Source organism: Chitinivorax sp. B, from assembly GCF_005503445.1.
In the GTDB taxonomy this organism is placed as follows: Bacteria; Pseudomonadota; Gammaproteobacteria; order Burkholderiales; family SCOH01; genus Chitinivorax.
Genome location: NZ_SCOH01000004.1, coordinates 1 through 12,151, shown reverse-complemented (window position 1 = coordinate 12,151; position 12,151 = coordinate 1). Strand labels below are relative to the sequence as shown.

Sequence of the window (12,151 nt, the reverse complement as noted above, 5' to 3'; positions counted from 1 at the left end):
GGATTTTTTTGTGGAGCAATGAAAAATGATCTGGGGCGAGTGCTGTAAAGGCTTGGCGGGTAGATGAAATCTGCTGGCGCTGACGGCACGAGAAAATTCGCGCGGTAACGCCAGCGAAGGTTGTTTTACGATTAGAACAGGCGGTTCTGTTCCAGCATGGCTTGATCAATGATTTCCTGCATGTGCTGAATCCGTTGTCGGAACTCAGCCATGCCTACATCACTGTTAGCCATTTTCAGATTGAGCATTTCATGGGTGATATTGAGTGCTGCCATAATGGCGATCCGGTCGGCACCGACTACTTTACCAGCACTCTTGATCTGTTCAATGCGGTCATCGAGCAATTCGACGGCCATCATCAACGATGTTTCTTCCTGTTCAGGGCAGGCAATACGGAAATCCCGCCCCATGATGGTGATGTCGAGATTTTTCATTCCGCAGGGGTTTCCGGCATGGATTGCAACAGTTGCTCGATTCGCATCTTGGCACCGTCGACTTTGTCATTCAGTCGACGATTTTCCTCTTGCGACATTTCAAGCGCCTGACGCAATTCGTTGTTTTCTTGACGTAGATGTTGGCAGAGGCTCGCGAGCTGGTGGATCTTTGCTTCGAGCTCGTTGAGTTCGGTTTTCATGGGCGCAAGTCTAGTTGCCGTCCCTGACCTCGTCAACCTCGGCTTTTCAGGGAAATGCGGTGAGATCTTCTGGGCTAGTGTGGCGTGGCTTGCCGGTTGATCAGCTTACATTCCTCCTGTCGTGCGGGATGCAATTGTTGCTCACCCCATTCTGGTGGTTTCCATAGATAGCGAAGATCACGATGTGTCCAAGCATCACAGAACATATCTCGCCATTCGTGAAAGGTCAGCAGTAGCGGATTGTGGCTGTGAATAGGGCGGACGATGCCATAGTCAGGAGCTTCCTGTTCATCGACAAAAGTGCCAAACAGTTTGTCCCAGATGATCAGAACGCCAGCGTAATTCTTATCAATATATTGCGAGTTGCGACCATGGTGTACACGATGATGCGATGGTGTGTTGAACAGTTGCTCCATCCAGCCCAGGCGGTCTACTGCCTGGGTATGGACAAAGAACTGATAGGCCAGAGACAGGCCTACAGCCAGAATCACCCAATCCGGCGGAAAGCCGATCAGAGCTAGAGGTACCCAGAAGAGCCACATGCCGGACAATGGGTAAGTCAAACTTTGCCGGAAAGCGGTAGAAAAATTCATCCGTTCTGATGAGTGATGAACTACATGCGATGACCACATCCACCGGATACGATGACTGGCGCGGTGGAACCAGTAATAGAGAAAATCCTGCAACAGGAACAGTACCAGCACCCCCCACATGGAGGGTAAGTTGATCCATTGTGCGCCATGGTCGTAACACCATTGGTAGACAGTTCTGACGAATGCCCACAGAAACAGAGTATCTGCAGCCTGATGCATCAACGCCAGGGTGGCGTTGGAGAGCGTGTCCCGTATTGTGTACATGGCCCGTTTGCCGCGCCAGTACCAAGCCTCCAGCACGACAGTCAATACGAACAACGGGGCCAAGCCCAGCAAGAACAGTCCGGGGTCAAAGGTCATGGGAGCTCCATTTACTTGAATACTTGCGTAATCGTAGTCAGGAGTGGGGTGGGTGTCGATGTGCAATCATGCCAAATGACTGGCGCGATTTAAGAATCGGAGGGTGGTGGGATCCAGTAGATTGACCGGAGCTGAATGAACTCAGCCCCGGTGATTTGCTTAAGCCAGGCAGGCGTGCTCCTGCTTGAAGCGAGCTTCTGCCAGTTGATCGGCGATCACGCTGGTTGGCAGGTCTTCACTGTCGGCACGTTCAAACACTTCCAGCAAGGTGTGATGGATCTTGCGGACATGAGTATCGATTTCGGGCAGTGATTTGCCGAGGTAGTCGTAGCATACCTTGATAATGCCGCCAGCGTTGATCACGAAATCTGGTGCATACAGGATGCCCTTGTTACGCACTGCTTCACCTAACACTGCATGCTTTAGCTGATTGTTAGCGGCACCTGCAATGATTTTGCACTTCAAGCGTGCCAGCGTGGACTCATTCACAGTGGCACCCAGGGCGCATGGGGCATAGATATCGGCATCGACATCATAGATGGCGTCGGGTGTCACGATTTCTGCATTCAGTTCATGTTTGGCACGCTCCAGAATCATGTTGTCGATATCGGTCACCACCAGTTTGGCACCCGCCTCGCGCAGATATTTTGCGTAGTGCCAGCCGACATGTCCCAGGCCTTGCAGTGCTACAGTCAAGCCATCGAAGTCCGTACGGTTCAGGCGGTGCTTGATTGCTGCCTGGGCGCCAACAAAGCAACCCAGCGCGGTAAACGGCGAGGGGTCGCCTGTCTCTTGCGAAGTGCCCAGTACAAAACGGGTAGTTTTATTCACCTCCCGCATGTCCGCGGGCGAAGTGCCGACATCTTCAGCCGTAATGTAGCGTCCGCCCAGGTGTTGAATGGCTTCACCCAAGGCTTGAAACAGTTCAGGGGTCTTGTCTGTTTTGGCATTGCCAATCACAACGGCTTTGCCACCGCCAATTGGTAGTTGAGCAACGGCATTCTTATAGGTCATGCCACGAGCCAGGCGTAATGCATCAGTCAGTGCATCGTTTTCATTGGCATACGCCCACATGCGGCATCCGCCCATGGCAGGACCAAGCTGGGTGTTGTGAATGGCAATGATGGCTTTCAGGCCGGTTTGGGCATCGTATGCGTAAACGACTTGCTCATGCTGATCAAAATCAATGTGTGTAAATACGGACATGTCGGCTCCTCAAGGGGCCATCGCCATACTGTGCCGATTTGCGCGGTTACTTCACCTGACTGAATTCGATTGGATAACAAGGCAGATGACGCAACGGGCAAACCGTGCGTCACCGCAATATTGCGGCGGGTACCAGGAAATACATGCGATGGGTTCCACAAAAATTGTGTTTTTGGGCATTGGCTGATCAATTACATGGCGATTGATCGGCGACTCAGTACAAGCAATTGTGTCACTTGTACTGCTTAATCATACGATGCCGCGCATCTTGTCGCAATTAAGCCGAGAAGGGGGTAACCCGTTGTCTGAGTGGTGCCAAGGTTGTGTTAATGCGGGGATTGAGAATGGGCCATACCCTGTTTGCAATGCACGGAACTGGTTGATTCGGTCCGCCAAATGGCTGAATGGTGGATAGACCACTGGAAATGGCAGGTCATTTGCAGGGGAAAGATGCCGTGTATCTTGGCGCGATGACCGAAAAATCGGCTTTGTTGAAATGTTTGTTTGGAATCGTGCTTGATTTTGTTGAATTTACTCTTTGACCAATAGGGTCAGAAGTCTGCTTTAAATAGCACGTTGGCATGCGATGGTGACTGTCTGTAGTTGCTAATTTACATATGATTTTATTGACGTTTTTTGTTTTATCAATCGATTTTCTCAATTCGTAAGCGAAAATTTTCATATGGATTTTTCCGACCTTTGGATGACTACGCTCAACCATATGTCGGAGCCAGTTTCAGACCTTTGTCGGATTGTGCCAATGCGCAACAAAGGGTTGAATGCTAACCATGGAGAAGCAAATGAACGGCCCCGAGCCCATCGGGGTTCTCACTGATTTGAAGCTAAATAGCTTACCGATTGGGGCGGTTACCCCGGGAGACGAAATCATGATCAACGCCGACGATGTCTTCGATGTATTGGCCGACACCACGCGCCGCCGTATGCTCGCTCTGTTGATGGCAGAGGATGAATTAAGTGTAGCAGAGCTGTGCTATGCCATTGACTGCTCGCAACCCAAGGCATCGCGGCACCTCGCCAAGCTACGTGATGCACGCGTAGTAAGCGTTCGCCGTGACCGCGTGTGGAAACATTATCGCCTGCATCCACAACTGCCCGCTTGGGCTTTCCAGGTCCTGCAGACCATGACACACAGTGGTGAACAGGCTTCAATGCTGGGGCGTGACCTGAACCGTTTGGCTACCATGCCAGATCGCCCAATTGGTGCTGAACATGCTCGTGCCACACCGCAGTCGACTAACGTCGAGTACTTGCCGGTACGTGCAGCAGCCACAACGCCGACCACAGTGTCGCCAGCGCCAACGGTGTGATTGCCGAAAACCTGCTATCAAGTTATGCATGTTCTACAGAGGGGTGAAGCTATGGCTCCCCCCACTGTTGATCACTATGCAGGAGCTTGAGGCAGGTGCCACCCGCAACTGTTCGTCCCCTTTCAGGAGCGGCTGCGGGTGCGCGAGACGGCGTCCTGCCAACCACGATACAGCGCCTCACGGCGCTGTTCGTCCATTTCGGGGCGGAAGGCGCATTCCAGTTGCCATAATGCGGACAATTCATCCAGCGACTGGTATATGCCAATCCCCAACCCGGCCAAATACGCTGCGCCTAGTGCGGTGGTTTCTGTGACACGTGGTCGTTCCACCGGCACTGTCAACATATCACTCAAGAACTGCATGACTAAATTGTTGCCCACCATGCCGCCATCCACGCGCAAGGCTTGTGGCAGGCTGGCCCCATCGGCTCGCATGGCTTCCAGCAAATCACGGGTTTGGTAACACACAGATTCCAGTGCAGCCCGTACGATATGAGCAATGCCGGAGTCTCGTGTCAGACCTACTATGGAGCCTCGTGCCAGCGGGTCCCAATAAGGTGCGCCCAAACCAGTAAAGGCCGGCACCAGATAAACCCCGCCGGTTGTTGCCACCTGTCTGGCCAATGCTTCCGTTTCACCTGCATTGCTGATCAGTTTCAGGGCATCACGTAGCCACTGTACTGCCGCACCGGCAATAAAAATACTGCCTTCCATGGCATAAGTCGCTTTACCGTTCAGGCGATAGGCCACAGTAGTCAACAAGCGATTCTTGGATTCCACGAACTGTTCACCAGTATTCATCACCATGAAGCAGCCGGTGCCATAAGTACTTTTGATCATGCCAGGGGCAAAGCAGGCTTGGCCGACGGTGGCCGCTTGCTGATCACCTGCAATACCGCGAATGGGGATGCGAACACCAAACAAGGCTTCGTCGGTGTGTCCGAAGTCAGCAGCACTATCTTTGACTTCCGGCAACATGGAGGGAGGGATGCCAAATAGCGTGAGTAGTTCCTCATCCCATTGCTGGGTTCGGATATTGAACAGCATGGTACGGGCAGCATTGGTTGCATCGGTGGCATGGACACGGCCGCCCGTCAGACGCCATAGCAGAAAGCTGTCGATGGTGCCGAACGCCAGCTCACCTTGTTCTGCACGTTTGCGAAGACCTGGTATGTTATCGAGAATCCAGCGGATTTTTGTCGCAGAGAAATACGGGTCAAGCACCAATCCTGTCTTATGAGCCAGCATCTTCTCGCGTTCCGGGCTATAAAGCTGTTGGCAGAAGGCCGCAGTACGACGATCTTGCCAGACGATGGCATGGTGTACCGGTTTGCCAGTGGCTCGATCCCATACCACGGTGGTCTCACGCTGATTGGTAATGCCGATGGCGGCAATGTTATCTGCGCCGGCGCCGTTTTTGCCCAGTGCCTCACGGCAGACAGTCAGGGTATGGCGCCAGATTTCTTCCGGATCGTGTTCTACCCAACCTTCTGCTGGAAAGTATTGTGTCAGCTCCGCTTGCGACCTGGACTGCTCCACGCCATGGCGGTCGAAGACAATGGCTCGGGTGCTGGTAGTGCCTTGGTCAATGGCAAGTAAAAAGACTGACATACTCTCCTCCGTTTTCATTAACGAACATATTTGAAGGGTATTTTGGCACAATCTGATTGGTGTAGTGTGCTCATTTGCTTGAATACCGGCCATCTGCCGGTAGAATCAGAGTAGTGCCATTTCCAAATGAGTTGCCAATCCTTATATATGTTGGCGCTTCAGCGGAATGCTGACAGATTGCAGCTTGTCATGCGACTGATTTGGAAATGGTAAAAACTCAATGTCCGGAGGATTCATGCGACAACCACGCCATGAACGAATTGTTCAGCTGGTCAGGCAAAATGGGTATATGTCGATCGAGGTGCTGGCCAAGGAACTGGATGTCACGCCACAGACCATTCGTCGTGATATCAATATGTTGGCTGAATCAGGTGTGCTCAAGCGTTATCATGGTGGAGCGGGAAATGGCTCCAGCGTGCAGAACGAAGAATACGCAATGCGAAAAGTTTGGAATCAATCCGAAAAAGAGCGAATCGCCAAGTTGGTGGCCGAGCAAATTCCTGATAATGCCAGCCTGATCATGAACATTGGTACCACGGTGGAAACGGTGGCGCGTGCATTGCTGGATCATAAGTCGCTGCGTGTCATTACGAATAACCTGAATGTGGCATCGATATTTGGCAATCGTCAGGATTTTGAAGTGATCATCGCGGGCGGTGTGGTGCGGCCACGTGATGGGGGCATCATTGGTGAAGCGACGATCGACTTTGTGCGTCAGTTCAAGGTGGATTATGCAGTCATCGGGATTTCAGGTATTGATGAGGATGGTACCTTACTGGACTTCGATTACCGGGAAGTGCGGGTGGCTCAGGCAATCGTCGAGCATGCGCGGCAGATTTTCCTGGTGGCGGATCACGGCAAATTTGGCCGTAATGCCATGGTCCGGATGGGACATGTCAGCCAAGTGACCGCGCTGTTTACCGACCTGCGGCCATCTGATCGATTGGTGCAAGAGCTGGAGAACGCCGGGACCGCGTTGTACATTGCTGAGTAACACGGTCGCTTAAGGGCTGTAACTTGTCGGGTGATGATTGGTTTCAAGGAGGTGGCGCATCATGCCATGTTCATTCACCGTGCTGGCGACCCCGTGGAGATGTAGCGCGATCAGTTGGCCCTGCTAGTTAAAGGCAAAGCGCATCTCTCCGCCCTGGTGAAATTGTACAAAGTGTGAGGTCGAGCCGGCAATGTGCGTTATCGTGTGCTTGACGACCGCTACCAGTAGCGATGCCCACCTGACGCAACCGTGGCGTCGTCCAAACGGTTTTGCCCATCTTGTGTGAACCGCGTGATGTTGCAGATCGAACCCATCGAGCCATGTACTATGTTGTCACACTGGTATTGAGTTTGCTCATCAACCTTTTCCCATGTTGGGCGCGGTGGCCAACAACGCCGCCCCACAACTGGTTTGGTGGCCTTCATACGCCACCAGGATGCCATCGATGGTATGGTGCGGGTCGCCGAGACGGATGACTTTTCTCACGATCCTTCCACTGATAACACGCTCATTCTCACCATGCGGTAAACCAACCGCTCATTTCTACCAGAAGTATGATGCAACCAGCTGTAGACGGTATAGCAACCAGTACGGCTACAAGACGGTGCCTGCCTTTTGATAGCACGACACACCACGCACACAAAATCGTCGCCAACCCAGAAAAGAACACTGGCATGATTGCCATCATCACGACAGGAGCACAACCAATTGAACAATGCCAGCTTGGCCCGTCAGTGATAAACCAATAAGTCAATAATCCCAAAAGAATGGTTACAGCAGTGCAGTTCAAAAAATACCGATCCCAGCGATTTTCTTGATTACGATCAGCATTATTCATCGGAAGTAATAAATTCCCAGAAAGTGTTGCCCAGCAAAGAAAGTTTTGTGCAACTCATGCCTATGGCTGCTGGTAATTCGCGGGATCGATCATGGGGGTGCCTTTGTGCGCCCATACCGCGGTTCCCTGTTGCTTGCGCTTGGCTTCCGATGGCGGTGTGATCATCATGATGCTCGCCTCATTCTCGTCACGCAGATTGATCGCTGCACTCGGGCCACCCTCCAGATAGCTACCCATGGTGCCGATCGCCATCTGCATGAACCACGTTGCGGCACCGGTATTGCCCAGGCGTTTGTCGGTGTCGATGAACTGGTTGGCCTTGGCTGGATCGTAAGCCGGGCCGCCCTGGCTGTGGTACTGGTTGAGCATGCCGTGCAGCATCAACAACTGGTCGGTTTTATCACCTGTGCCGACAATCACCCGTGCCGGGCCGGTTTTGCGCTCGGCTTCCGGCAGGGTGGTCAAGGCCTGTTGCCAGCCGTCAAGCATGGCTTTGACACGGTCATCACGCCGTGTCAACGGCTTACCCTCGGCATCCGTCAGCTTGACCCAGGTGGGGCGGTGCAGGTAGCCCAGTGTGGGCAGAGCGTCGAAGGTCTGTAACTGAAAGGTATTCCACGGAATGGGAAACCACGGGGTGGGCTGCCAGTTGCTGGGGATGCGCGGGGTATCCAGCGGGTTGAGGGCTGACACCACACTTTCCCGTAGATCGGGCCGCTTGGCGAATTTGGCGGCAAACGGTAGCCATTCTTCGATGGTGGGGTTGCGCTGTGAAAAGGTATCCCCGCCGTCGGTTCGTTTTTTTCTCGGATGCGGCACACTCTGTTGTAACTGGATATAGTCCAGAAACAACTTGCGGGCCGGGCCCGGGTGGTCATGATCGCCATCTTGAAAGGCATAGTCCTTTTCTTCAAACACAAAAGGCCGCAATCGATCCACCCGCTCGCGACGGGCCAGCACAAATAGTGCAGACGCATCTGGCACCGCGGTGACATAGTGGCCATCGCGCAATAGTGGTGGGGTGCCGGGTGGGGCGGCATTGTCTTGCTCATCTGCATCGTCCTGGGTGGTAAGCACGATGTAGGGTACATCCGGGTTGGTATCAAAGAAGGCGAACACTTCATCCAATATCCGATCCGGTCGGTCTGCCCAACGTCGTGGCCCGGTGGCAAACAAGGTCCACGCCATACCGGATGATTCAACACTTGAGCCAAACCCTGTTTCGGGCAAATCGGGGGTTTCCATATGGGCGGGATTGCGTATCAGTGGCCCGGTATTGAAGAGTGGTGCAACCCAGTTCATTGGCAGGCGCTTGGCACCGTTTTCCAGGGAGTCACCCTGACGACCGCCTCCAACACCAATCTTATCCAAATCTGTCCATGGGTATTTCTCGGGGTTCTGCTCCCGAATGGTGACATAGGCATTGCCCTTGGCCAGGGTTTCCCATAAGGCGCTCTGGCGGTATTTGTCCAACGTGACACCCAGGCCGATGATCTCCAGCACATAGTCGCGTTGCTGGGCCTGGGCTGTGACAGCAGTGGGCGTCTCCGCCGCCTTTTGTGCGGGAGTGCGCCAGCGCCAAGCCGCCACGCTACCCAACATCAGCGCCAGACCCACCGCGCCCCATAATAGTCGATTGTTCATCATCGGCTCCCAGCCGTCTGCTTCGTTGAACTGTATTGCTTCATTGACCAACAGGATGGCGATCAGCACCAGCATCACCGTCAACCCGCCCATCAGCCAGGTATCCATTCGCTTCATGCGGCCCCCTTTGTCGCTCCGGCTGGGCCAATGCGTGGCGGATGCGAATATTCATTGGCCACTTTACCCGCCATATCCAGCGATTGGCAGATCACCTGCTTGGGTAGCCCTTCAGGCAACAGGGGCAAGGGAGGCAGTTGTCCACTGGAATAGTATTTGGCATTGTCTTCAATCAACGCTTTGCGTGTGGGGTCTTCTACCGCCCACCATTTGGCGAATTTTGTCAAAAACTTCGTCCATTTCAAAATGCCGGGACGCTTAGATTTCTCGTCTTGCTGCAACCGCCAATCAGCTACTGCGCACAGATAGGCTGCGAATTCCGGGTCACTACTGGCTTTGCCTTGGCCGATCGCCACATCGTAGGCGGTGACCTGTCGGTGATTCTGCCAGCTACCAAAGATGGCACCATGGAAGGATCGCTCCGAGTAGCTGTTCTGCCAACGGAGCTGCGCCTGCCTGGGGCTTTCCTTGTGCTTGACCAGCAATTGCCCGGTAGGCGACGGATTGAAGCTGTCTGTGAAGCAGGCGTAGACATCAACCACCTTGACCTGGTCAATGGTTTCCTTGCCGTGGTTGAGTGTTTTCTCGATTTCGAGGCGCTTATCGGGTGTTGGTACCACTTGGTGTTTCCAGGTGGGGGGATGGGGGCTGTCTATCGCCTTGTCTTTATCCAACTTCAAATTGCCCAGCCTGCCCAGGAAGGAATCCTGATCGGGGTCATGCACCAACCGCCAGCAATCGCTGAATCCGCGATCAGTGCTGATGGCGATGGCCGGGTCGAGCATGTCAACCCTTTCCTTGGCCCCGACTGGCCCGCCTTTGGCGGTATACGCCCCTTCGTACATCACTGCTGTCACCGGTTTATTCAACGGCTCGCCATTGATGGTGCGCACGCCCACTCGTTGTGGGTCTTCAAAGCGCAATTCATCAGGTTCGGACCGGCTCACATCCATTTTCGATGTGCCGGCCCAGCCAGTGGCAACATGGCTAAAAAAGTTTTCACCTTTTAACCACATCGTGAAGTCATGAGCTTGATCCTGACCGATCAAGGGGGGCTGCCCGTTTTTGGGGTCAGGTCGCTTTTTGGCGGTAAATACCCGCTGGAAAAACCCCATGCCCAGTTCTTTCAAGGGCTCACGCCAGATGGTCTTGCTTTGGTATTGCTGGGTGGTCACCCCGGGCGGGAGCACCGTTTTTTCCAGTGTAATGGCGGTCCCACCTTTTCGGGTCGGCACCCCTTGCCAGCCAATGCCCTGCACGTTTTCCAGGGCAACGGTCATGTCTTCCGGACAAAAGTACAGATAGACTTTACCCCGGTTGTCGCGTTCTTTATTGGCTGTCGGCTGCCATTTACCGCCGACCATGCCATGGTAGTCTTTCCCCTTGATAGACTGAAATGCCGGCGTGGCATGTTTATGCTGACATACCCCCTGCACGATGTTGACCAATGTCTGCAGGCGGGCTTCAAAAGTCTGGCCACCTTTGAGATAGTCGTAACGTTTGCCTTTATCGTTACCCCGCATCTGATCATCCTCACCCGCGGATCCGCGATCCAAGGGGGCGGTCACGGGACGCCCTTCTTCCAGGCTATAGGGTGGGTGGGTCAAAATCAGTACATCAGCTGGGCGTAGGCCCTGTTCCAGCAGAAAGGCCTGGGCCAGCAGGCTGACCATGCAGCCCTGGCTATGCGCCACGATGGTGACCGTCTCATTGGTGTCATAGTCGCGGATCATATCGACCAGTGCAGCTAGGCGTTTGGCCGCCAACACCATATACAACCGGCCTGGTGCATTGAGCACGGGGCGGAGTGGATCGTCGGCCGCTGCATCCAATGCCCCCCATACCGCCCATTTACCGCGATTCCACATATCGGGCAGGGAACTGGTGGCATTGGCGAACGGGCCGCCGCCTTTGGAGTAGTCTTTGTCCAGCCGGTTGCCAAAACGATCTACGAACTGGCCGTACTTCAGTCGGCTTAAATCCTTGATCTCCCGAAATCCCCAGTAGAAGGGGATAACCGGTGTTTTGCCGATCTGTTTGTCATCGCGCTTGAAAAATACGGCATCCGGGTCAGGCCAGTAACCTTGTCGTTCTGCTTCCGTCGGCTCGCGATACTGGCAAGGCAGAATGTCGTTGCGGCCCAGCCGCTCACGCAAGCCTTCACACAAGCCGCCTTCCACTGAACCATAACCGGTACCGACATCGTTCACGCCGTGAATGACGATGATGTTGCCCGGCATGTCGCCTTGCACATTGACGGTTTTATTGCGCTCTCTGCTGGTCTGCGTCAGTGCTTGATCACGACCGATCGACCGTGCCGCTTTTGCGCTGGCGTATTTGGCTTGCCCCATGGCCTATTCCTTATCCCTGAACAGTTCAATCTTGGCGATTCGCATGACATCACGTTGTAGCAACTCGGTATGTCCCTGTTCGTCGCTCTTGCCCTCCACCACGCTGCCATCCGACAGCTGGATACGGTAGGCCGTATTGGCAGCGGCTTCTGCTGCTTCAGAGAACGCCTGATACTGGAGGATGAACTTTTGATCCGTCTGGCCCTTGTCAAACGTAGGCAGTTCAGCGGCCATGGTCGCTGGCCCACTATGCGGGAAGCTGACGGCCTTCTGCTCGATGGTGCCTTGTGTCCCGAGCGTGATGCCGTTGCCGATTTTGATGAAGGAGCCATCATTGGCGATCAGCACGATCTCCGGGGCCAGGCCGATCAACTTGCCATCGGTGGCGGTGAGGCGGACGTTCTTGGCGGCGTTGACTTCGGTATCGTCATGCTGGCTTTGCAGCAGGAACTTGCCCTGATGGGCAATGGCCTTGA

Annotated in this window: 12 protein-coding genes; 2 read left to right on the top strand and 10 right to left on the bottom strand. The window is 54.0% G+C overall.

Translation table 11 applies throughout. The features are described from left to right. Positions 1-131 precede the first annotated feature (131 nt). From FFS57_RS03695 to FFS57_RS03680, 4 genes are all read right to left on the bottom strand, one after another. Complete coding sequence (locus FFS57_RS03695) at positions 132-434, bottom strand: cell division protein ZapA (RefSeq protein ID WP_137936417.1); 303 nt, start codon at positions 432-434, stop codon at positions 132-134. Continuing rightward, the gene (locus tag FFS57_RS03690) at positions 431-634 is read right to left on the bottom strand and encodes a coiled-coil domain-containing protein (protein WP_137936416.1); all 204 of its coding nucleotides are present in this window, start codon (positions 632-634) and stop codon (positions 431-433) included. The genes FFS57_RS03695 and FFS57_RS03690 overlap by 4 nt, the downstream gene beginning before the upstream one ends. 74 nt (positions 635-708) lie before the next feature. Then, positions 709-1,587, bottom strand: a complete 879-nt coding sequence (locus tag FFS57_RS03685; RefSeq protein ID WP_137936415.1) for a sterol desaturase family protein — start codon at positions 1,585-1,587, stop codon at positions 709-711. 159 nt (positions 1,588-1,746) lie between these two features. Then, positions 1,747-2,793, bottom strand: a complete 1,047-nt coding sequence (locus FFS57_RS03680) for a Glu/Leu/Phe/Val family dehydrogenase (protein ID WP_137936414.1) — start codon at positions 2,791-2,793, stop codon at positions 1,747-1,749. A gap of 887 nt (positions 2,794-3,680) precedes the next feature. On the opposite strand from FFS57_RS03680, the gene FFS57_RS03675 reads away from it, so the two are divergent. Continuing rightward, positions 3,681-4,121, top strand: coding sequence for a metalloregulator ArsR/SmtB family transcription factor (locus FFS57_RS03675; RefSeq protein ID WP_137936413.1), 441 nt, complete (start codon positions 3,681-3,683; stop codon positions 4,119-4,121). A 122-nt stretch (positions 4,122-4,243) separates the two neighbouring features. On the opposite strand, the gene glpK is transcribed toward FFS57_RS03675, so the two are convergent. Further along, a complete protein-coding gene (gene glpK, locus FFS57_RS03670) occupies positions 4,244-5,731 on the bottom strand; it encodes a glycerol kinase GlpK (protein WP_137936412.1) in 1,488 nt (495 codons plus the stop codon). Between the two features lie 235 nt (positions 5,732-5,966). Here glpK and FFS57_RS03665 point away from each other — a divergent pair, with 235 nt between their 5' ends. Then, positions 5,967-6,725: a DeoR/GlpR family DNA-binding transcription regulator gene (locus tag FFS57_RS03665; protein ID WP_249383872.1), complete on the top strand. Its 759-nt coding sequence runs from the start codon at positions 5,967-5,969 to the stop codon at positions 6,723-6,725. 357 nt (positions 6,726-7,082) lie between these two features. Here the strand turns inward: FFS57_RS03665 and FFS57_RS25695 are convergent, their stop codons facing one another. From FFS57_RS25695 to FFS57_RS03645, 5 genes are all read right to left on the bottom strand, one after another. Further along, positions 7,083-7,211, bottom strand: coding sequence for a hypothetical protein (locus FFS57_RS25695; RefSeq protein WP_502705894.1), 129 nt, complete (start codon positions 7,209-7,211; stop codon positions 7,083-7,085). Positions 7,212-7,239: 28 nt separating this feature from the next. Further along, the gene (locus FFS57_RS25115) at positions 7,240-7,563 is read right to left on the bottom strand and encodes a hypothetical protein (RefSeq protein ID WP_171013581.1); all 324 of its coding nucleotides are present in this window, start codon (positions 7,561-7,563) and stop codon (positions 7,240-7,242) included. A gap of 60 nt (positions 7,564-7,623) precedes the next feature. After that, on the bottom strand, positions 7,624-9,324 hold the full coding sequence (locus FFS57_RS03655) for a type VI lipase adapter Tla3 domain-containing protein (RefSeq protein WP_137936410.1): 1,701 nt from the start codon (positions 9,322-9,324) through the stop codon (positions 7,624-7,626). Next, positions 9,321-11,675 carry a T6SS effector phospholipase Tle3 domain-containing protein gene (locus FFS57_RS25110; protein WP_171013579.1) on the bottom strand — a complete coding sequence of 785 codons (2,355 nt, stop codon included), beginning with the start codon at positions 11,673-11,675 and terminating at the stop codon, positions 9,321-9,323. The genes FFS57_RS03655 and FFS57_RS25110 overlap by 4 nt, the downstream gene beginning before the upstream one ends. Positions 11,676-11,678: 3 nt before the next feature. Beyond that, positions 11,679-12,151, bottom strand: a 473-nt coding sequence (locus tag FFS57_RS03645; protein WP_137936409.1) for a DUF2345 domain-containing protein, incomplete at its 5' end; no start/stop codon positions are given.